General features: G+C 31.3%; 18 protein-coding genes and 1 pseudogene. 7 read left to right on the plus strand and 12 right to left on the minus strand.

Features of this window, described 5'->3' with window-relative positions:
* Positions 1–131: 131 nt before the first annotated feature.
* Entirely contained in the window at positions 132–647 is a 516-nt protein-coding gene (locus F6I03_RS07865; RefSeq protein ID WP_181877664.1) for a hypothetical protein, read from the minus strand.
* Positions 648–841: 194 nt separating this feature from the next.
* Here F6I03_RS07865 and F6I03_RS07870 point away from each other — a divergent pair, with 194 nt between their 5' ends.
* The 7 genes from F6I03_RS07870 to F6I03_RS09870 all read left to right on the plus strand — a co-directional run bounded on the left by F6I03_RS07870 (position 842) and on the right by F6I03_RS09870 (position 5,452).
* A complete protein-coding gene (locus tag F6I03_RS07870) occupies positions 842–1,243 on the plus strand; it encodes a helix-turn-helix domain-containing protein (RefSeq protein WP_004026815.1) in 402 nt (133 codons plus the stop codon).
* Between the two features lie 8 nt (positions 1,244–1,251).
* Positions 1,252–1,803, plus strand: coding sequence for an ImmA/IrrE family metallo-endopeptidase (locus F6I03_RS07875; RefSeq protein ID WP_070431249.1), 552 nt, complete (start codon positions 1,252–1,254; stop codon positions 1,801–1,803).
* 8 nt (positions 1,804–1,811) lie between these two features.
* A complete protein-coding gene (locus tag F6I03_RS07880) occupies positions 1,812–2,294 on the plus strand; it encodes a hypothetical protein (protein ID WP_070431248.1) in 483 nt (160 codons plus the stop codon).
* A complete protein-coding gene (locus F6I03_RS07885; RefSeq protein WP_070626225.1) occupies positions 2,287–3,360 on the plus strand; it encodes a virulence RhuM family protein in 1,074 nt (357 codons plus the stop codon). Before F6I03_RS07880 ends, F6I03_RS07885 begins: the two co-directional genes overlap by 8 nt.
* Positions 3,361–3,538: 178 nt before the next feature.
* On the plus strand, positions 3,539–3,895 hold the full coding sequence (locus F6I03_RS07890) for a plasmid mobilization protein (RefSeq protein WP_000013364.1): 357 nt from the start codon (positions 3,539–3,541) through the stop codon (positions 3,893–3,895).
* Position 3,896: 1 nt separating this feature from the next.
* On the plus strand, positions 3,897–5,210 hold the full coding sequence (locus F6I03_RS07895) for a relaxase/mobilization nuclease domain-containing protein (protein WP_150983103.1): 1,314 nt from the start codon (positions 3,897–3,899) through the stop codon (positions 5,208–5,210).
* Positions 5,211–5,338: 128 nt separating this feature from the next.
* A complete protein-coding gene (locus tag F6I03_RS09870; protein ID WP_017645383.1) occupies positions 5,339–5,452 on the plus strand; it encodes a hypothetical protein in 114 nt (37 codons plus the stop codon).
* 88 nt (positions 5,453–5,540) lie between these two features.
* Here F6I03_RS09870 and F6I03_RS07900 read toward each other — a convergent pair whose 3' ends face one another.
* The 11 genes and pseudogenes from F6I03_RS07900 to F6I03_RS07950 all read right to left on the minus strand — a co-directional run bounded on the left by F6I03_RS07900 (position 5,541) and on the right by F6I03_RS07950 (position 23,325).
* Positions 5,541–6,197, minus strand: coding sequence for a DNA-binding protein (locus F6I03_RS07900; protein ID WP_070431246.1), 657 nt, complete (start codon positions 6,195–6,197; stop codon positions 5,541–5,543).
* A gap of 43 nt (positions 6,198–6,240) precedes the next feature.
* Positions 6,241–7,608: pseudogene (locus tag F6I03_RS07905) on the minus strand (helicase); the annotation flags it as partial.
* Positions 7,609–7,702: 94 nt separating this feature from the next.
* The gene (gene ltrA, locus F6I03_RS07910; RefSeq protein WP_070431244.1) at positions 7,703–9,373 is read right to left on the minus strand and encodes a group II intron reverse transcriptase/maturase; all 1,671 of its coding nucleotides are present in this window, start codon (positions 9,371–9,373) and stop codon (positions 7,703–7,705) included.
* Positions 9,374–9,928: 555 nt separating this feature from the next.
* A complete protein-coding gene (locus F6I03_RS09940; protein WP_070626227.1) occupies positions 9,929–16,222 on the minus strand; it encodes a helicase-related protein in 6,294 nt (2,097 codons plus the stop codon).
* Positions 16,209–17,174 (minus strand): DNA cytosine methyltransferase, encoded by a 966-nt coding sequence (locus F6I03_RS07920; protein ID WP_070431230.1) that lies wholly within the window; start codon positions 17,172–17,174, stop codon positions 16,209–16,211. The genes F6I03_RS09940 and F6I03_RS07920 overlap by 14 nt, the downstream gene beginning before the upstream one ends.
* Positions 17,167–18,888, minus strand: a complete 1,722-nt coding sequence (locus F6I03_RS07925; RefSeq protein ID WP_070431229.1) for a DNA topoisomerase 3 — start codon at positions 18,886–18,888, stop codon at positions 17,167–17,169. Before F6I03_RS07925 ends, F6I03_RS07920 begins: the two co-directional genes overlap by 8 nt.
* A gap of 93 nt (positions 18,889–18,981) precedes the next feature.
* The gene (locus F6I03_RS07930) at positions 18,982–19,965 is read right to left on the minus strand and encodes a nucleotidyl transferase AbiEii/AbiGii toxin family protein (protein WP_070431228.1); all 984 of its coding nucleotides are present in this window, start codon (positions 19,963–19,965) and stop codon (positions 18,982–18,984) included.
* Positions 19,958–20,569 (minus strand): DUF6088 family protein, encoded by a 612-nt coding sequence (locus F6I03_RS07935; protein WP_070431227.1) that lies wholly within the window; start codon positions 20,567–20,569, stop codon positions 19,958–19,960. The genes F6I03_RS07930 and F6I03_RS07935 overlap by 8 nt, the downstream gene beginning before the upstream one ends.
* A gap of 74 nt (positions 20,570–20,643) precedes the next feature.
* Entirely contained in the window at positions 20,644–21,501 is an 858-nt protein-coding gene (locus F6I03_RS07940) for a CD1107 family mobile element protein (protein WP_070431226.1), read from the minus strand.
* 14 nt (positions 21,502–21,515) lie between these two features.
* The gene (locus F6I03_RS07945) at positions 21,516–23,099 is read right to left on the minus strand and encodes a stalk domain-containing protein (protein ID WP_070431225.1); all 1,584 of its coding nucleotides are present in this window, start codon (positions 23,097–23,099) and stop codon (positions 21,516–21,518) included.
* Entirely contained in the window at positions 23,086–23,325 is a 240-nt protein-coding gene (locus tag F6I03_RS07950) for a hypothetical protein (protein ID WP_001080402.1), read from the minus strand. Before F6I03_RS07950 ends, F6I03_RS07945 begins: the two co-directional genes overlap by 14 nt.
* Between the last annotated feature and the right edge of the window lie 6 nt (positions 23,326–23,331).

Below are 23,331 nucleotides of genomic sequence, written 5' to 3' on the forward strand. Positions count from 1 at the left end.
GCCAATATTAAATTTAGGTGCAAATCACCTATCATGGATATTATATATGCACTTAAGTACACATAAAATTCGTATATGGTACTTTTTTCATTCGGAAATAGTACGCAATAAGTTCGTCATAATTTAACTTTTTAGATGTTCATTATATCATCAATACTACGACCGTCTTCAAGTTGACTAATAGCAGTTGGTAAAGTATATCCCCAAATTATTACACCAACCAATGCAATTGCTTCCTTTTTTCTTTGGTAATAAACAGTTCTCTCTAAAGATACACTTCTCATACAAGCTTCATCAGTAATCTTTTTTTCAGCAATGTAGTAGTTATAAATAATCTTATGATAAGTTTCTCCATACTCTGGATAAACTTTTAGTCTAACACAGGCATCATAAATTATTAAAAGCATAAGCTTACTATCCATTACATTGGATACTCTGTTATTAAACTTTTCTTCAACTTTTTCTGGAGCAAATGTAGAAAGATACAAGTAAGCAGATTCTGAAGTTGATCCATAGTTTTCTTTACTCTCAAACATCATAAAATTTGCCCTACTATCTACTGCCCAGGTAACTTGTCTATATAAACTTAAAATAAGTTTTGCAGCCGAACTAATCTCTTCAAATTTCAAGTTGCTATCTGCATACATGTTCATTATATTCTTTAAAGTTTTACTTATTCTCAATCTAATCACCCCAATACAATTTATTTACAACCCTGAATGTTTGTGCTATAATATGAATATAAGTTCAGTTTGTATTATATCTCAAATTGAAAAATAATTCAAGCACTATTGTTCGTATTAAAAGTTATAAATGCACATTAGTACAGGAGGTTAAAATTATGGCTTTTGCGGATAGATTAAAGGAATTTCGTGAAAAAGAAAAGTTAAGTCAAGCAGATTTTGCAAAAATGATAGGAATAAGTACAAGAACTCTTGTACATTATGAAGACGGAGAAAGATACCCAAGAGATGTCGAGGTTTACAAAAAAATAGCTGAGGTTATGGACTGTGATTACAATTATCTTCTAGAAGAAAGTGACGAGTTTTTAAATAGAGTTTATAACATGGGTGGCAAAAGAGAATTAGAAAAAGCTAGAGCATTAACAGAAGGTCTAAGCTCTTTATTTGCTGGTGGAGAAATTTCTGACGAAGATAAAGATGCTGCTTTTGAAGCTATTACTCGTGCTTATTGGGAGGCTAAAAGAGAAAACAAGAAATACGGTCGTAAGAAAAAAGATTAGGTGATTTTATGAGCATGAATCGCTATATATATGATAAGGTTAATCGACTTATAAAAAAATATAAGACACGAGATCCTATCGAATTAATAGAAGCTTTGAATATTAACCTGGTATATCTACCTGAAACAAAAATACTTTTAGGAATGTACCATTATATTCAAAGGAATAGATTTATTTTTATAAGTAGCAACACAAATTTTAATAGAAAGACTATACTAGCACATGAATTAGGTCACGATCAACTTCACAGAGATTATTGTATGAGGGGCGGAGCTTTTCATGACCAAATAGTGCTAAACCCTACAAATAAATTTGAAACTGAAGCAAATATTTTTGCAGCTCATTTATTAATAAGTGATGAAGATGTCCTCGATAATATCAATGATCAAGTTTGTGATTATGAAATCGCTGGACAATTAGGTGTAGATATAAATTTACTAAATCTAAAAATTTCTGAGTTAGCAAAAATGGGCAAGTTTAATAAACCAGTTAATGTTAATATACCTCAGGGAGATTTTCTTAAAAACTATCGCCCTGAACATGATGATGATTATTATTAGGAGACTCTATGGGAATTTTTATTACAGGATATTTTTTATTAATCCTTTCTGGAATAGTTTTCTACTATCTCATCTCTACCTACTCTGTAAAAATCTCAGCATTTTTGATTGATTTTATAGTTATAGGTTTAGGATTTTATATATCCATAAAAGATAAACTAGATAACAAATTAGCTATTCCCCTTTCAATTACAGCAGTAATAATTTATGGAATATTGCTAGTTTTAATAAATCGAAAGCTACCAAAGGTTAGCAGGTTTTTAAACTATATAATTGCTTTTATAGGAGCATCAGTCGCCCTATGGTTGGCACTTGATTTTATAACAAACACTCTAGCCGCTTTTAAAATAATAGGTCAAACTTATCATCAATTACCAATAACAAAAAATATGATGATAAATTCCTTTATACATTATCTAATTGTATTCTTGATTAGTATTCCAGTGTTTAAAGGTAGAATGAAATTTATACATGGAGGAAATTATGAGTAAAGAAATGGATAAAAATAAAGACGAAAATCAGAAAAAAAAAGAACTTCAAATCAGATCATCCGCTGCTGAATACTTGACTTTTATTGCAGCAAATGGTGATGATCAAGAAGCTATTGAAATTAGATATGAAGATGAAAATATTTGGCTTACTCAAAAGATGATGGCAGCTCTTTATGATGTCAGTACTGCAGCAATAAATCAGCACCTAAAAAAAATATTTGACGATAACGAACTAGACGAAAATTCAGTTATTAAGAAATACTTAATAACTGCAAACGACGGAAAATCATATAATACAAAACACTATAACCTACAAGCAATTATTGCAGTAGGCTTTAAAGTAAATAATGAACGTGCAGTACAATTTAGAAAGTGGTCAAACCAAATTGTAAAAGATTTTACAATTAAAGGTTGGGCGATGGATGATGAAAGACTCAAGAATTCTGGCACAAAACTTACCAAGGATTATTTCGAAAAATTACTTGTAAAAATTCGTGAAATTAGATTATCTGAGAGAAGATTCTATCAAAAAATCACAGATATTTATGCCACCTCTTTAGATTATGATCCATCTGCAAAAGCAACAAAAAGATTTTTTGCAGCTATTCAAAACAAATTGCACTATGCAATTCATGGAAAAACTGCAGCTGAATTAATTGTAGATAGAGCCAACCACAAAACTAAAAATATGGGACTTACTACTTGGGAAGGATCTCCAGATTCAAAAATTCATAAATATGATGTAGTTGTTGCAAAAAATTATCTAAATGAAGAAGAATTAAATCAAATGCAAAGAATTGTTTCATCTTATTTGGACATGGCAGAACTACAAGCAGAAAGACATATCCCGATGACAATGGAAGATTGGGAAAAAAGATTAAATGGATTTTTACAATTATGGGATAAAGAAATCTTAAACGACGCAGGAAAAGTATCTGCAGCTCTAGCTAAAAAACACGCAGAGACTGAGTTTGAAAAATATAGAATCATACAAGATAGGCTCTACAAAAGTGATTTTGATAAATTCCTAGAACTAGAAGATGATACTAAAAAATTAGAAGAATAACTTAATATACGCTTAACGCTTATAACTTTAATAGCTTTAATAGCAAGCACAGTAAGTGTACGGACACTTACGAAAAAATTAATGGAGCAGCCCTTTACGGAATGCTCCATTTTTTTAATTTTTACCTTGTTAGGGAGAACCCTAAGACCCCAAAATATATTTTATAAAGGAGAATAAAATGGCAAATAGATTTAGAAATGAAAGAATAGAAATAAAACTAACTAAGGAAGAAAAGGAAGTTTTTGAAAAGAAAATGAAACTTGCAAATTGCAAAACCATGTCCCACTTTCTTAGGAAATGTGTATTAGAAAAAGAAATTTATGTTGTAGATTTAGAACCATTTAGAAACTTACAATGGCTACTTTCAAATGCAACAAATAATATAAACCAGATCGCCAAGGCTACTAATACAACTGGTGTTATTTACAAAAATGAAATTGAAGCAATGAATAAAGAAATAGAAAAATTATCAAGAGAAATATGGCAGATTCATTCCCTACTTCTTAATAAATCAAAAGAAAGTTCTGGTGATTAATATGGCAATTACAAAAATACATCCTATAAAATCAACTCTAAATTTAGCAATAGATTACATTACTAAGAGCGAAAAAACTGATGAAAAAGTCTTAGTATCTTCATTTAAATGTCACCCATCTACTGCCCATATTCAATTTATGAAAACACGAGAAGATAACGATACTAAAGGTACAGTTTTGGCTAGACATTTAATCCAATCTTTTCTACCAGGAGAGGTTGATCCTATAAAAGCTCACGAAATAGGAATGGAATTATGTAAGAAAATTTTAAAAGAAGATTATGAATTTGTTCTTGCAACTCATATAGATAGAGGACATATCCATAACCATATTATTTTTAATAATGTAAATTACAATACTGGTAAATGCTACCAATCTAATAAAAAATCTTATCATAAAATCAGGTTTCAAAGTGACGAATTATGTAAAGAAAATAAGCTTTCAGTCATTGATAAATACTATGAAGCTTACAAGAGAAAATATAAAACTGCTGGTAAATCTTGGTACGAATATGAGCAAAACAAGAAAGGAAATTCCTGGAAATCTAAACTGCAATTTGATATAGATAGAATGATTAACAGGTCTAACTCGTGGGAAGAATTTTTAGAAAATATGAAGGCTCTTGATTATGAAATTAAGTTCGGTAAACACATTGCTTTTCGCCATAAAGATAAGCAAAGATTTACAAGAGCAAAGACTATCGGAGAAGATTATAATGAAGAAAAAATCAAAGAAAGAATAGATTTTGCTATCAAAAATAAAGCTAATCCTATTAAAAAGCGAGTAGGAAATGTTATTGATATATCTACTAATAAAAAAGCTCAATCCTCTAAAGGTTACGAAGTTTGGGCAAGAAAACATAATATCAAAACAATGGCAGATTCAATAATTAAATTAAGAGAACAAGGAATTAATTCAATTACCCAGCTTGATGATCTAATCAAAAAATCTGCTGATGATAGACAAGACTTGTTAGATAAAATAAAGAAATTTGAAGCTGAAATGAGGAGCTTATCTCAAGATATGGAAAATATAAATACTATAAATAAGTATCGTGAAATCTATAAATACCACAAGAAAAATCCTGAAGATAAGCAATTTGCAGAAGAATATTATAGTGAACTTTCTGTTTATAAAATAGCCGCTAAAGAAATTTTAGAAAACTATAAAAAGCTTCCAAGCACAAAAGAAATACTATCAAATCTCGATAAATTGCAAGAAAAAAAGAACACCCTTATGCAAGAGTATTCTTTGAATAAAGAACAATTTTCTGACCTTGTTCAGTATAGGAAAAACTATGAAAATTATTCCTGATTATGTTTCATTTGATAAGATAGGATGTGAGATTCCTTAAACTCTTATCATCTAGAATTGATAAGGAATCAATAATTTTAACAATGAATTTGAACTTTGAAAGATGGGAGTAGGTTTTTAAAGATTCTATGCTTACTGGGGCTATCGTTGATAGACTTGCTCATAGGGCCCATATTATGGATATGTCTAGGGAGAAAAGTTATCGGATGGAAGATACAGTAGAGTGGTCAAAAAATATATGAAATATATTTAAAACGCCTTTCCCCTATTACGTCATTATACAACCTATATACATATAAAAAATAAAGGCAGTCCGTAGACTGCCGATATTTATCTCTCTGTACCTTTGCTGTGGTCTTTCTTATTTGACTTAGCTTTGTCATCTGTCTTAAAGCTTTTTATTTGCCCTAATATGGACTTTTTATCTTTATCTTGACTCCTTACTTGTTCTTTTGCTTTTAAAAGCTTAGAAGATAAAATACGAACATTTTTATGTTCCTTTCCGTTGTTATCAATGCTTGTTTTTACTTGACCAAATATTTTAACAAAATCTCCTTGTTTTAGATTCTCTATATCTTTTGTCTTATCTCCATATGCTGAACAATTGGTATAAATTTTATTCCCATCGTCATCTTTTGAAACAATTGAAAAATTGCTTACCTTGAATTTTTCTCCATTAGCATTTTCTCTTTCAAGATTTTCTACTTTTCCAGCTATATTACCCACGAGATTTATAAGTTCATCTTTTTCTTCAATATCACTGACATTTTCAACAATCTTACCTTGTTCTTTCATATCATCAATCATATAGTCAAAGTCATCACTTAGTAGACCTGTTGTGTCATTGTTCATATATAAAACATAGACTTCTTCAAGTGCCTTTTCGTCAGTAACACCTTTTTCTATGCTCACAAGTGCTTTTATAAAATCCTTGTAATTATCATTCATCATTTCTTCTAAGTTTTCTCTAATATCTTTGTATTCCATAATTTCCTCCTTGTACTAAATAAGGAGAGCCTTTCGCCCTCCTCTACCTTTCTTGTCCTTTTTCGTTTTTTTCTTGATTTTTATCTTTTTCTTCTTCTGATTTGAATTTTGATATTTGTCCCAATATTGATGGTTTCTCCTCCCTTGTGTGAAGATTATCCTCTACATCATAAGTTGATTCAAAGTAATCACTATCTTTAAAATCATTGTCATACCTATCTGGTATTCCATCATTATCAAGATCTTTTGCTAGTGGATCATAGAAGTTTCCGTCATCATCTATTTCTAAGCCCAGTGCTTGTTTTAAATCTTCTTCATCTACTGATACCAGATCATCAAAACTAGACATCTTTATAGCTTCGGTCATATCTTTAATAGCTTGTGAGTTAGATATATCTTCCTCTACAAAAGATTCTGTTCTAATAGCTACATTGTCTACATACTGAGTCCATGTTTTTTCTTCCAAATTTACCTCATATTGAATCGAATGCTTACCATCAGGTGTTTCTGTATAGGCAAGTCCTATATGGCTTAAATCAGGATATAATTTGTCAAAGTCTTCATAGCTATTAGATTCTGAGAACTCGTAGTTAGAATAATCAACTATCGCCCTCTTTAAATCTTCTAAAAGTGGTGATTGGTTTTCTAATTCTTCTACTTCTCCCATATCTAAAAGTTTATTAATTTCAGCTAGTCTTAGTGTCTTATCCCTTAACTCATCTGCTTTTTCAAATGGTTTAGTTAATTCTACTTTAGCATTTTCTAAAGATTCTTTATAGTTTTCAAGGTTTTGATTTAACCTCTCAAGCCTTGCAGGCATTTTTTCAATTGCATTATCGAGCCTTGTTATATTACCATCAGTAGAGTTTGAAAACTCTCCAAAGTATTCTGCTTTTCCTAGAAGTTTAAAGGTGTGAGTATTAGTCATAAAGTTATATGAAACTTGCAAGTCTAAATTTCTATATTTACCAATGACCTTGCTATCATTTATCTTTACTTTTTTTATTTCTTCTAATAGCTTCTCTCCAGCTTCTTTCTTATCTAAAATTTTATTTGTACCAAGACTGATTAAAGTAAATTTGCTATCTCCTTCTCCTAATTTCTCAACACTTGCAATATCTTCTTTAACTGCTTGTATTTCCATTTCAGTTTTTAAAATACTTTGAGGATAAATTTTATTTACCTTATCTTCAAGCTTATATTTATTAGATTTATAGTTTGCTTCCAGCATTTTTAGCTTTGTAACTTCGTTATCTAAATCCATTTTTTCTTTAATTAGAGGATTACCCGTAGCTAAAGCCTTAATTTCTGAATAAGATAGACTTGCTTCATCAACATCTTCAGCAACTCTTACTGGAGTTTTTGAAGTCATAATTTGAGAAATGAATTTCTGCTTATTTTCTATTGTCTGGTCGAGTAGGTCGAGTATATTACTATCCCTTTCCCCTCTAAGAACCGTGCATGAGAGTTTCCCCTCACACGGCTCAAGTTTTTATAAGCCCTAATTAAAGAGCCAGCGTGTTTTCTTCATCATTTATATGCAATTTTCTATGACACCAAGGGTGTACTAAAGTTTTAAGGGTAATGTTATTTTGAATTGTTTGATGTACTCTAAAGTCTGTATCAATAGTTATTTTCTCTCCACAAACAGGGCATATTCCATTTTGCATTTTATACAGTCTATTTATAACTGTACGTCCTTTAAGTTCGTTTCGTATTTTTAACTCTTCTCTTTCTTCAAAGTATATTTGCCAATTTTCATCAAATGGATTTGCTTCAGCTTGTATCTTGGTAAATCTTTTAATATCAGTGTCTGTAGCATATTTAAGACGAAGATAGTATTTCTCGCTATTTTCCATTCTGTCGCCAGTTGCTACACTGAAAGTCCAGGTTCTGTTTCCAATGGTATTGAAGTATTTCTTAGCTATCCATTTTCTACCTTTCTTTGGGTGTCTACGAACGCACCAGTTCCACAAGCTTTTATATATTTCATAATCAAGTTTTTCAAAGGCTTTAGATGAAACATTATATTTCTGATAGTTTATCCAACCTATAATGATTGGATTTAATTTTCTAATCAAAATTTCTTGTTTCATTGACGGATTATCTTTTATGATTCGTCTAATTTTATCGACAATAGCCTTGAAGTTCTTATCAGATGGTTTTGTAAGCAACTTATCTTTATACATCCTAATATTAACTCCAAGAAAATCAAAACCGTCATTTATGTGTGTTATGAGTGTCTTTTCCTCTGATAATTCTAAACCTCTTTCAGCCAAGAATTTTACAATGATTGGCTTTACACCATTTTCAAGCAATTCTGCACTTTCCCCTGTAACGATAAAATCATCTGCATATCTAACAAAGTTAACCTTTGGGAAATATGTTTTCTTATTTACTGTTCTTCTATGGTATTTCTCTTTGATTGCTTTTTCTAAACCATCCAATACCATATTGGAAATAATAGGTGATATTGGCGAGCCTTGGGGACTTCCTGTTTCTGTTGGAAATAATTTTTGTTTTTCTATATATCCACACTCAAGCCAGAGTTTTAATAATTTCTTGTTCATTGGGATATTATTTAATATCCATTCATGACTTATATTATCAAAACAACCTTTTATATCTCCCTCAAGTACCCATTTTGCAGATTTCTTTTTATTGAGTGATGTAAAACACTGCTCGATAGCATCTTGTGTACATCTTTTTGCCCTAAATCCATAAGAATTAGGGTCAGCAGTAGTTTCTGCTATGGGTTCAAGTGCAAATTTATATAGGGTTTGCATTGCTCTATCTGTCATTGTAGGAATGCTGAGAGGTCTTTTCTTCCCATTTTTCTTTGGTATATACACTCTTTTAAGAGGCTTAGGTTTATATCCTCTTAAATTTAACTTTTCTATTGCCTTATACTTTGCCTGTGATGTTAGCCATAATTCTCCATCAACACCACTTGTTTTCTTGCCTTGATTTTCAGTTACCCTCTTAATAGCCAAGGCTTTTGCATAAAATGAAGTTGTGAGTAAATGTTGTAAAGATTTTACCTTTCCATATTTACTCATTTTCCACGCTTTCACAATACGCATTTGTAGTTTTTTAACATAGCTTTCTGCTAGATAAAAGTCTATACTTTCCCAGTTTTTAGCTCTGTTAGTAGTAGCACACATTTTACTGTTCATTTGCTTTCTCCTTTCAAAAATTCTACAAGTTCTCTTGTGATTAAAAACCAAATGGAAGTCTGCACTCTTTCAAGTTAGGGCAAATTTTGAACCCCTATCCATCTCATTACAAGATGGCATTCGCTTTTTCCATTCTCCTTTACCTGCACCATTATCAGCATTTCTTACGATTTGCTTTGCCTTTTGGCAATAGTACAGGCTTACCATGTTTCACTTAATTAACATTGATAACTTAGGCTCTACCTCTCTGCCGGTAGTCTTTTTGTCCGTGTAATCCCACTGTGGAAAGGATTATCCGACTACACACCATTTTGGTTCAGGCTTATCAGCAACTTTAGCCTGTTCGCCTTAACGACATTTATCAGTAGTTCACATATGTTAGCCATATTATCAAGCCTCGCTCCCTAACCACCTTGTTGCTAGCAGTTTCGGTATTTCCTCACGGTTTTACCTCAAGTAGGGATACTTTAATATCGGCTTACCACACCTAAGTGCAGTCGATACTAGGCTCAACTAACGGAATAGTTGGTTTGGTCATTTTGCCAAACAGTTAAATTAAGCGACTTCATGTCGCACCCATAAATAAGCATCAAAGGTATTCTCAGTTACATACCTAAAGATATTTACCTTATCATTTTCATTACCTTGACGAACAATTCTACCACTTCTTTGCTCTAGGTCAGACGGTCTCCATGGGACGTCTAAATCATGTAAGGCTATTAATTTGTTTTGTACATTTGTACCTGCTCCCATTTTTTGCGTAGAGCCTAATAATACTCTTACTTCTCCTCTTCTTACCTTAGAGAACAATTCATCTTTTTGTTTGTCTGTATCAGCTTCGTGTATAAAGGCTATTTCTTCTTTTGGTATTCCCATATTTACTAGCTTATTTCTAATATCATCATAGATATTAAATTCTCCATCTCCTTTTGGTGTAGACATATCTGAAAATACTAATTGGGTCGATGATTTTTCTTTTGTCTTATCCCAGATCGAAAAGATATTTTTAACACATACATTAACCTTTGAATTAGGATCATCGGGTAGTAGTGGATTTATTAATCTTTGGTCAAGGGCAAGTTTTTTACCATCATTTGTAATCTTTAGCATATTATCTTCTGTTGGCTCGACTTGGTTATTTCTAACTGCATCAGCTCTTTCTGAAATAGATTCTAATATTTCCTTTTGTTCCTCAGTAGGTTTTGTCTTAATAACTTCAAAATTTGCTTCTGGTACTGGCAAATTTAACATATCTGAAGTCTTTATATCTGCTACTTCTTTAAACATAGACATCAACTCTGGCAAGTTATAAAACTTTGAAAATCTTGTCTTTTGCCTATATCCAGTACCTTCTGGAGATAACTCAAAGGTGTTTTCTGTTTCTCCAAAAGTAGAAGCCCAAGCGTCAAAATGTTCTAATCCTCTTGCCTTTAAATCGTCATATTGAAGGTATCTTTGCATTGTATAAAGCTCTGTCATTGAATTTGATATTGGTGTACCAGTAGCAAATACAACTCCCTTGCCATCTGTCATTTCATCCATATACCTACATTTCATATACATATCCGAAGACTTAAAGGCTTCACTCTGACCGATACCCGCAACATTTCTCATCTTGGTATGCAAGAATAGGTTTTTGTAATTATGAGCTTCGTCTATAAATAACTTATCTACTCCTAGTTCTTCAAAGGTTATTACATCATCCTTTTTAAAGTCATCATTTAGTTTTTCCAGTCTTACCAAGAGTTTCTTCTTTGTCTTTTCCAGTTGTTTTACAGTGAAATTTTCCCCTCTATTTCTTTTATTCTCGTCAATAAAGGAAACTATATCATCTATTTGGTCTTGTATATGCCTTACCTGGTATTCCTTAGACATTGGTATTTTTTCGAATTGAGAGTGTCCTATGATGACTGCATCATATTCTCCTGTTGCAATCCTACCAATAAATCTTTTCCTATTTTTAGGTTGAAAGTCTTTTTTATCGGCCACCATAATGTTCGCTGACGGATATAATTGCATAAACTCTCTACCAATTTGAGTAGTTAGATGGTTAGGAACTACAAATAATGACTTACTTGCAAGTCCTAACTTTTTAGATTCCATAGCAGAAGCTACCATTTCAAAAGTTTTTCCTGCTCCTACTACATGGGCAAGTAGTGTATTTCCACCATAAAGAGTCCTTGCTATGGCATTTTTCTGGTGTTCTCGTAGTCTGATTTCAGTATTCATTCCATCAAAAGTTAAGTTAGAACCATCAAATTCTCTATTTCTAATTGAATTAAATTTTTCATTATAAATCTTTTCTAGCCTATATCTTCTATCAGGATCTTCAAATATCCAATTCTTAAATTCTTCTTTAATCAGTTCTTGCTTTTGACTTGCAAGCATAGTTTCTTTTTTGTTTAATACAGAAGTCTTAGAACCATCATCATTTATTACTTGGTCAAATACCTTTGTATCTTTTAGATTAAGGGCATTTTCAATTAGCTTATAGGCATTCACTCTACTTGTACCATAAGTCATGTTAGCAAGGTCATTAGTTGAGTCAACACTTTTACCTTCAATGTTCCATTCACTTGTATGTGGTGAGAACCTAACATTTATATTCCACCTATCATAACCTGGTGTTTTTAAAAGATTAAAAGTGAAGTCTTCTATATCTTTTTGAGGTATCCAAGTTGCTCCTAACCTTACATTTATATCAGAAGCAGTGAGTTCTTCAGGCATAACTTCTTGTAATTTTTCTCTTTGATATTTGAGTTTGCCTAACTCTTTTAATAATGTGTCTTTCTTTTCAGAAGGTGCTAAATCTATTACATTTTCAATTTCTCCGATATATGAATTGAGATAACCAATCTTTTCTCTAATATTTCCACTTAAATACTCGTCTGCCGATACATATGAAAAATGAAATGGATCGTCATTGTCAAAATTTTCAAAGGGCATTCTGTTATTTATTAGGTCTGTGTCCTTAATATCTAAAAATATTTCGCCCTCAAGCTCACCAATTAAAGTGTCCCTATCTTTATTTGTGATAGATTCCATATATTCAAAATCTACATATCCTTTTTGTGAAACTGATAAGACTAAGGCTTCAAGGGAAGTATCTACATGATCTACTACCTTTGCCTTTGTTATTGTTCTTTTTGAAAATATATCACTCTTAGCTTTGAAATTATCCTCATCATCAAGTATTTCTATTGATGATACCAAAGGAAAGTTTGAGTCTTCCTTTAAGGCTCTAGTGTTTGATAAGGAGTTAATAAAGCCATGTTTCTTTGAAAAGTTATCATAGACTTCATTTAACTTTGCTTGTGACTCTTTTATCTCTTCATCAGAAAAATCGTCCTTTTGTTTTTCTATTACATCTTTTAAAGCATCCATTACATCAAGATAATCTTTTATCTTTTCTTTATTTTTATCTGATATATTCTGCTTAATTAAGACAGAGTTTTCTCTTAGATAGACTTCTTCGTCAATAATGGTATAGGAAAAATTCTTAACATCGTCTGTCGCTGGAAGACTTAATTCTTCATCTTCTAATAGTTCGACCTCTTCATATTTTGAATTTGAAGATATTTCCTTACTTGCAAGATCCATTAAATCCTTTAGATTTTCATCTTCTCTTTCATCACAAGTAATAGTATTTCCAAATCTTCCAGATACTTCTTTCATATCCCCTAATACCATTTGAGGATTATCTACAAAGTATTTATTATAAGTCAAACCCTTTTTATCAGTTTCTAGGTGTATCCAATCGTCATCTCTTTCTATAACTGAATCTCTCTTTTTCAAGAAAATAATATCTGAAGTAACTTCTGTACCAGCAAGTCCTTTAAATGTTGTATTAGGTAGCCTCATAGCTCCTAAAAACTCACATCTTGCATTAATATATTTTCTAACAGATTCATCTTTTTTATCCATAGTTCCAGATGATGTTATGAAGGCAATAATTCCTCCATTCCTAACCTTATCTATTGACTTTGCAAAAAAATAATCGTGAATCAGAAAGTTATTTCTGTTATATTCACGATCGTTTACTTTAAAATCTCCAAAGGGAACATTTCCTATAACTAAATCGAAAAAGTTATTTGAGAAGTTTGTTTCTTCAAAGCCTTTAATTTGAATATTGGCTTCAGGATAAAGTTCTCTTGCTATTCTTCCGCTTAGACTATCTTTTTCTACTCCATAGACTTTAGACGCTTTCATTTCACTTGGTATATTACCAATGAAATTACCAACTCCTGCAGACGGTTCAAGGATATTTCCAGTCTTAAATCCCATATCTGTTATGGTCTTATATATTCCATCCATTACCTCTCTAGGTGTATAAAAGGATGTTAAGGTAGACTCTTTAGCATTCAAATACTCTCCATTTGTTAGATTTTCTTTTAAAATATTTCTTGCTTCAAGCCATTGTCCGCCCTTTTCTTCATCAAAGACATTGGCAAGACCACCCCAACCTAGATAGTCAGCAAGATAGGCTTGTTCATACTCCCTTGGGCTCCTATTTTCATTTTCAAGTCTTTTGAGCATTTTAATAGCTTTGATATTTTTATCTAGTCTTTCTGATGGTGTTAGGTATTCTGAGTAAATATGATTTTTCAAGTCATAATTTCTAGCAAAACTTAGCCTTTCCTTATTAGGTTCATAGCCTAGATTTTTTAAATCCTCTTTACCCCTCAATAAGTTTTCGGCTGCTTCCCTAGGTACATTGTATCTATCCATCATTTGGTCAATTTCTGGATTGTGGGTATCAATAAAGCTTTCTTGCTCTACTTGTCTTTCAATTTGATTTTCATGCTCAGATAATTTGTATATCTCATAATTTCCACTATCTAAAAGGTCATCAATCTTTCTACTTTCTTCAAATGTTTCACCCTTATATAAAGGGAATTCTTCCCCATTAACTTCTACTTTAGTTCCAGTTTCAATTAAGTTAATTCCATCAAAGGTATTCTCATCTTCTAAAATAAATTCTTTTCCAACTTTTACTGCTAGTTTTTCTGATGTTTGACTTAAATTTTCAAATATTTCTTCAAGGTATGAATCGTTTCTATATGGAATTACTTCCGAACCCCTAATCATACCTCCCATATATTCCATATTGTCTCTGATAGTGACAGTTTTAAGTCCTCCACTTAGTTCATCAAAATCTGTAATTGTAAAGTCCTTATCTTTATATCTAACCTGATCGCCTATCTTAAATTTAGGCTCTATCTTTTCTTTATCTTCTTGTAATGATTTTTCCTCACTTAGTGTAACTTGTTCTTCTAAATATGAAAATTCACGCTCATTTACTTCTTCACCATCACCAAGGTCAATCCTATAGTGTTCGACAACTTCACCGTCTACATAGTGGTCAAAATAGAATTTGAAATATCCGATATAATCATCAGTCATTTCTCCAAATTCATTTTCTCCATGAGTTTGATTATGGTCTTTAATATCAATATCCTTTTGTCTTAGGATATTGATTAAGTCTTTAGTTACTATCTGCCCACTATAATCGGGAACTAATTCGTGGTTTTCATTAAATTCTACAATCCAGTAGTCTTTTCTTTTTTCAATGTTGTTGCCATCAAAAAAAGAAGCTTTATCAGCTTCCTTTTCTTGGCTTATTTCATTTTCTAAGCTTCCACGTATTCCTTGATTGCCATTCTCTTCACTGTTGCCATTAAGTTGTTCATCTGTCCTTGGTATTCCTCTGGATTCTCTCTCATCATCTTCTCTGTCAATCCTTGTGCTCTCATCATCTTGACTTTCTCTCTCTTGATAAAGTCCACTGCCTGATCTTGAATTTCCTTCAGATGGTTCAAAAGTGTTTTCTCCTCGTACATTTCCTGAAGTTTCTTCCAGTTCTCCATGTCCTCGCTCCCTACTAGGTAAGACAGTCTTAGTACTGCGTAAGTCGGATTCGGAAATCTCTCCATAAATTCCAGATCCTTCTCCATCATATCCAAGGCTTTCTCTTCGATCTTCATCGCTATTTCCTCTGTCGCTTCCATCTGTGAAAACTCGTCCATCTCTACTTCTTGACCTATCATCTCGTCTATATAAATCATTTTGACCTCCTCTATCTTCATTTGTATTTTCTATATCTCTATTATAGTCGGCATCGGCCCTTTCTGTCAGCAGCCTAGCACGATCCATTTCCTTAGATTTTTCTATTGTTTTATCTATAATATCTTCACTAACCCTTGATATTACAAGACCTATCTGTTCTAAAGAAATTGTATTAATCCTAGAAAAATTATTTTTTAAATTTTCCATATCCATAGGATAGACTGTATTAAACCTATTAGCTACCGCATAGGATATTGAGTCTCTCATAAACTTTTCAAAGCTAAGTCTATCCTCTATATCTATCCTCAAATCAGCAAGAGCCAAGTTAATATATTCATCTCCATAAATTCGACTTAAAGAAAATATATTTTCATTAAGTGAATCACTAGCTTCAAATGAAGAATCTCTTATTATTTCTTTTAAAGCCTCGTTATGGTTTTCGTGGTCAAACTGCCATAAGCTAACCTCATTAATATTCCTATCCATTGATGTAGTCTGACTAATATCAAAGATGTATGAAACTCTTTGGCTTACATCACTCCCAACTAAAATTGGAATACCTTTTTGACCCCTCATAACAACTCTGCCAAAATATTTCTTCCACATATCAAATGTCGCACAAGCTCTAGCTTCAGGTTCTTTGTTATATATACTTAATTGGCTAGAAAAATCATATTTCTGATTATTGCCTATAACCTTTAAGAGTTTTAAATATTCTTTTTCATCTTGCAAAACTTCATACTTTATAGCTTCTTGTATATTCTTAAAATCATTTACTTGCATTTTCTACCTCCATTCTATGAATTTCTTTTATAATAGCCATTAAAATATCGACCACAATAGAATTGCCGGCCTGCTTATATAGTTTGCTTGAAGTGCAATTTTTTCTTCTTGGATGTACTTCTTCTAGTTTGTCTATATCTCTATCATCAAAACCCATGAGTCTTAGACATTCTCTTTCTGTTAAATACCTATACTGATCATTTCCGATATCTATTATTCCAGAATTGGGTACTCTCATTTGTTTTGTAGAAATAGTATAAGAAAAATCTTTAATCACTTTAAGTCGCCCTCTAAAACTACTATCTATGCCTTTATTTAAAAATTTGAGCATATAAGGTTGAGTCATTGTGTAAAGTTCACCTACATCTTTTTCTAAAAATACACTTAGTGGTCTAGTTTCTTTCCTCTCCAATTTATTAAAAGAAAAGTTATTTGCTCCAAGACATGAAACAACAAATATCCTTTCTCTTTTTTGAGGTATCCCAAAGTCCATTGCATTTAAGATTTCATACTTGCTTTCATATCCTAGGCTCTCTAGCTCTTTTAGATAAATAAAAAAGGAGTCCCTCATATTTCTATCAAGGACTCCCTTTACATTCTCCCAAATTATCCATTTAGGTTTATCTTTCATTTCTTTGATTATTCTAATTGTTTCAAATAGTAGGCTTGATCTAGTTCCTGAGTTTTTTACTCCTCCTTGCTTTTTTCCAATTCTTGAAAAGTCTTGGCAAGGACTTCCATGCATAATTAAGTCTATCTTTTCATTAGTAGCTTTATATCCTACTACTGATTTTGGCTTATAACTCTCTCCATAAAGTGCGTTGTATGATTTAACACAAGCCTTATCTATTTCTACATAATCAACAACTTCATAAGGTATCTTTAAATTAATAAAAGCCTTTCTAATGGCACCTATGCCACCGAAAAGCTCTAATATTTTTACCTTATTCATTTAGATTATTCTTGTACCTATCTACAAGCTCCCTTATACTATCTTCAATTTCTCTTAAAAAGTCTTCTTTATCTACCTCGCCAGAGCTGATCTTTGCAAGTTTCATTTCCCATTCAGATGTTGTTTCAGCCGACTTAAACTTATCCTCTACAATTGATACAAGTCTATTGCCTTTTTCAGTTACAAGTAGATTTTTCTTATCTCTTCTTATGAGATCCTTATGGATAAGATTTTCAATAATTCCTGCTCTTGTAGCTGGCGTTCCTAAGCCTTTTCTCTCCACTTCTATGTCTTTATCTAAGGATTCTACTCCTGCATTTTCCATAGCCTTTAAAAGTGTATCTTCATTATAATGACTTGGAGCTTTGGTAAATTTCTCTGATATATTTTTAGAAGTTATCTTAATTTTATCTCCAGTCTTTATATATGGTAATTCATTTTCTTGTTTTTCCTTTCCATAGCTCTTTAGATACTTGGTATAACCTTCATCAATTACAGTCTTGCCACTTGCATTAAAGTTAAACTTGTCATATTCATATCTGATTTTTCTGCTAGATTCCTTTAAGTTATCCGAGCATGAAGCAAGTAATTTATCCTTAATTAGATTATAGATTTTACTTTCTTTATCAGATAAATCTTTGGCTTTTCCGATACCTGATATAGTAGGAATAATTGCATAGTGGTCTGTAACCTTAGATGAATTAAAAATAGACTTAAAGTTTGATTCATTGATTTTAAAACCTTCTTCAAGTCCTTCTAATAATTCTTTCATAGTGGTAACCATATCATCGGTTAAATACCTACTATCCGTTCTTGGATATGTGATTAGCTTCTTTTCATACAAAGCTTGTGCCAGATTTAAAGTGTCATTTGCTGAATATCCAAAATATTTATTTGCTTCTCTTTGTAAGGTAGTAAGATCATAAGGCTTATCTGGTTTTGTGCTTACTTCTTTGTCTTCTACCTCTGTAATAACTATTTCATCTTCTAACAAGTTTAATAGTTGTTCTGCAACTTCAATTTTATCAATCCTATCAGATACAAGTTTCAATTCTCCATAAGATAGGTCAACTGTATAATATTTTTGCTTCTTAAATAGATTTATTTCGCTATCTCTTTTAGCTATTAAATATAGAGTTGGTGTTTGTACTCTACCAACTGAATATGTTTCCTTGTAAATGCAAGAATAAAGCCTACTTAAATTCATTCCTACCAGCCAATCTGCAATAGCTCTTGCACTTGCCGATCTATATAAGTCTTCAAAGTTTTCTCCATCTTTAAGATTTCTAAAGCCATCTTCAATAGCTTTGTTTTCCATTGAAGATATCCAAAGTCTTTGAATCTTCTTCTTACATTTAGCTTGATTATATACAAGCCTAAAAATAAGTTCTCCCTCTCTTCCAGCATCACAAGCATTTATAACTGTGTCGATGTTCTTATCGTTTAAAAGTTTCTTTAAAACTCCATATTGTTTTTTAGTGCTTTTAGATACTTCATAAATATATTCTTCTGGAATTATAGGAAGAGTGTCTATTCTCCATTTCTTCCATTTTTCATCAATCTTATCTGGACTTGCCATTTGAATTAAATGACCGACACACCAAGAAACAATGTATCCACCTCCCTCATAATATCCGTTTTTTCTTGTTCTTGCTCCAATTACTTTTGCAATTGTAACTGCTACACTTGGCTTTTCTGCTATTACTAACTTCATTAATACCTCCATAAATAAAAAAAAGAGCGAAAGATTTCTCTCTCGCTCAAAGTTTTTCTCCCGAATATTGTATTATTTTCGGGAGAATTCGATTTACTTATTAATTTCTTTTTCTAGTTCTTGAAGAACTTTTATAATCTCTTCAAAGTTTGGATAGTCTCCATAAATCATTTCTGACATAGCCTTATAATCTTTTTCTATTTCAGAAAATCGAAACTCTCTTGGGACTAACTTCAATCTACCATTTAATGCTTCTTCGTATTTTGCCCACTTCCTAGGATAAAATTTCATCTTAAATTCAGTCACTTTTTTTAATAACCCTTTATCTTCTAAGGCTTTGTTTTTAAAATCTGAATTTGCTATTTTATATAAGTCATAAAAGTGTCTTGCATATCTGTGGGGCATAGGAGAAGCTTCCGGTCTATTTGCTTCGTGGTGTAAAATTGTTGCTTTTTCCCAAAAGGTTCTCTCTGCCGATACTGTCCTTATATTAGTTTTTTCTTTAAATACATTTGAATATGCTTCGCCAATTATCGGCAAAACTTCAACATCAATTGCAGGTGTCCATGCTGCAAGGCTTCCTATTTCAAGCCTTATATTTTGTGTCAAATAATTAGATTCAAAGATTTTAGGATATTTACATAGAATTGTTTGTGGATCTATTGTATCTATTGAAAATTCAAAATCAAAATCCTTTAAATCTTCTTCTAAAATTTTTACAAATTCATCTCTTAAAAATTCTTCTGTCTTTTCATTGACTTCTTTGTTGAATTTATCTTGCTTGGTATTTGATCTTTCTATCCATGGTTCTTTTTCTTCGTAACCTAATACTCGCCAATCTAAGATTAAATCTATATCTTCAGAAAATCTTTCAATGAGTCCAAAACATTTTGAAAGTGATGTTCCTCCTTTAAAGGTAAAATATTCCCTCCATTTGTTTTCATTAAATAGATAATCTAAGATAAAAGTAACCCAATAGTCCTTTTCAATAACTGCCTCAGATATATTTCTCTTTCTGGCTGTATTTACCATTAAAACTCTTAAGTCTTCTTTGTTTTCTATATAAAACTTATTCATTTTTGCCCTCACAAATTTCCCTTATTACTTCATATATCCATGCAGGAACTGATTTTGATTCGTTCATTAAATCTGTTCTTTCTTCTTGAGTTAAATTTTCTCTTATCTTTTGCATAACTTGGGCATTGATATTTTCTTTCCCTAAAGACTTAATTGCTTGAATTACAGTCGCTGTCTTTAAGGACATATTAGCAATCTCTCCTGGATTTACTTTTTTAAATTCTAAAATTGTATCTCCAATTTTATATTCTTTATATCTTCCACTAGATATATATTTATAATGTGTTGGTACTTGTGTTGAAAGTCCTAATAAGTTTAAGGCTGTGCTATTATATGGTGCAATATTCCAATTGTATTTTCTTGCTATGGCAAGTGCTAATTCGTGAATTGATACTGCTTCGTACTCTCCAATTAACTCACTGTATTTTGGATTGTAATAGAATCCATTAATTACTCTTTTTATTTTATTTTCACTAACTAGTTGATTTAAAGTTCTACGGACAGTTTCATTTCCTGCTATATCTAAGAAATCATTGTTTATAAAAACTTTTCTGCTATCAAAATCATTAATTCTATTTTTTATTTGATCTAAATAAGAATTCATTTTGCACCACCTTTCTCCCGAATATTGTATCATATTCGGGAGAAATATTCAATTTAGATTAAATTTTCATATCTTTATAATAGTTCATCATCTTCATCTAAAGATTCTTCGTGAGTTTCATCATCGTCATCATCTTCTGACTCACTAATATAATCCTCATCATCTTCTTCAAAGTCTTCCAACATTTTATCTTCCTTAGCTTTGACTACTTTAAAATAATATCCTGCTCCTACAACTCCTCCAATTACAAGTGCAACAATTAGAAATGAACCTATTCCACTTTTCTTTTCTTCTTTTACTGGAACAACAGTAGGTTCTTCTTTTTTTACTTCTTCTTTCTTAGGTTCTTCAACCTTTATATTGTTTTTATCTTCTGATTCAATCATATTAAGTAGGTCTTGCTCTCCTACTTCTGTCAATAGCCTTACATTATCTTGATTTGATGAATGATCCACTATTAGGTGCATAGTTTTTCCACTTTTAGTTTGAAATGTTAAAAATTGTCTTACATCTACTGGATTTTCTTTATCTTTTTCTGTATCTCCACTTGGTGTAATATCTTTTCCATTCCTATCTACATTTTCAATTACTGAACCTCTTGCCTTATTTTCTTGTGTTGCTAGACTATTTACTGCCTTCGTATTACCACCTTTTACAAGTGGTGTTTTCTTTGGAGGATTATTTGAAGGCTTGGCTGCTTCACTTGTATTTCCTGGTATTCTTGGAACATCTTGATAAGGAATTTCTTCTTTTGATGGTGTAAAAACATCATCTTTCAACATTTTTTCAAATTCTTCTTTTTGTGGTTCATAGATTGATTCGTTTTGACTTTCAATCTGTCCTTCATTTGTCATCGCAAATGTAGTTGCTGGTACTGTAAATGTAAAAAGGAGTAACGCTATGGCTACTCCTCGTTTAATGCTCTTATTCATTTTTCTATCCTTTCTTATTTTACATTTTTAAATACATAGACTGCTTTTCTAGCATTGTCCCATTCTATTGTTTGGTTTTTACCATCTTTAATATCTCCATGACTTGCTCCAAAAGCTTTGGCAATGTTTGAAATTGAAGCATGAATTCTTCCATTTATAATCACTGGCTTAACATCTGAATTGTAGACCTTTCCATCTGAATCTTTCATAACACCAGTATCAATATTTAGTCTTAATGTCTTTTTTGCTAAGATATTATTCTCTTTATTTGAGAAAATAGCTTCACGAGTAGAGTTGTCATATTCAACATTAAAACCTAGAGTATAGGCAATATATCTTACTGGAATCATAGTTCTTCCTTGATCCACATAAGTTTTTACATCCTTGTATACTGTTGTCTTACCATCTTTATTGATAATGTTATAAAAGTTTTTGTCTACTTGGAAAACTGCAAATTCTTTTTCATCTTTAACTTGTTTTTTGTCTTGTTGTTCCTCTTGTTTTTTCATATTGTTAAGATCAAATTGATTTAGGATGTTCTTATCATCAGCTTTCAAAAGTTCGTCCCACTTCTTATCTTGAGATTTCTTATCTTCTTTCTTCTCTTTGTTTTCTTTTTGGAGTTTTAGAAGTTCATCTAATTTTTTAGATAGGTCTTGGTTTAGATTTTTATCTTTTTCATCTTTAGCTTGTTTCTCAAGTTCTTCTTTCGATTTTTTATTTGCTTCCTCAATTAACTTCTTTGCTTCTTCAATTTTCTTATCTAACTCTTCTTTTAGCTTTTTAATTTCTTCTTCAGAAGTTTTTTGTTTTTCTTCTAGCTCTTTAATTTTCTCTTCTAATTCTTTTTTTGTATTTTCAGAAGATTCTTTTAAACTATCAATAGCCTTTTGAAGCTCTTCAATTTTCTTACAACATTCTGACTTAGAATTTTCTGTCTCTTTCTTTTTAGACTCAAGGTCTTTTATCTTAGTATCTTTTTCATCAAGAGCTTTTTCTAAGTCCTTAATTTTATTATCTTTATCCTCGATTTCTTTAGTCTTCTTTGCAAGTTCTCCTTCTAAAGACTCAAGCTTTTCTTGCATTTCTTTGATTTTATTTTCGTTTTTGTCGGTCTTCTCTTTCTCAGCTTCTAACTCCCATTTTGTAGATGAATAATCTTCTTTTAGTTTTGCATTTTCATCTTGTAATCTTTTTAATTCATCTTTAAGCTGAGTAATTTCTGCTATTAGTCCATCATTATTGGAGTTTTTAAGATTCTCAATTTCTTTATTCAATTGAGCAATCTTATTATCTTTATCTCTAATCTCTTCTTCTAGCTTAGTCTTTTCTTGTTTTAGTTTTTCTCCATTATCTTTGCAAGATTCTAACTTTTCCTTTAATTCATCTATCTTTGATTGGTCTTCTTTTTTCTTATCATTTAAGTCTTTAATCTGATTTTCTAAATCACTAATATTACTTATAGAACTTTCTATAACTTTTTTACTACCATCTGTATCATCAGCTTTAGCTAGTACATTAGTAGTTGAAGTTGATGTTAAAACTAATAAAAGAGCCATAAAAAAGGCTCTTAGTCTGTTCGTATTAAATTTCTTCATTATGAATGTTCTCCTTTTCTTTTAATTTTTCTTCTCTTTTTCTATCATTAATTTTCTCCATTAATTCTTCCAAGCTAATATTGTTCCTCCTAAGAGTTACAATTATTTCTTCATTTTCAACTTGTATTTCTTCGTCGCAAATTTCCTTGTATTTTGCATTTAAATCTTTCAATTTCTCTTCTATTTTTTTCTTTTTATTCCTAATACTTATAAGTTTTCTGTTCACATAATA

Origin of the sequence: Aerococcus sanguinicola (genome assembly GCF_008726925.1) — a bacterium.
GTDB lineage: Bacteria > Bacillota > Bacilli > Lactobacillales > Aerococcaceae > Aerococcus.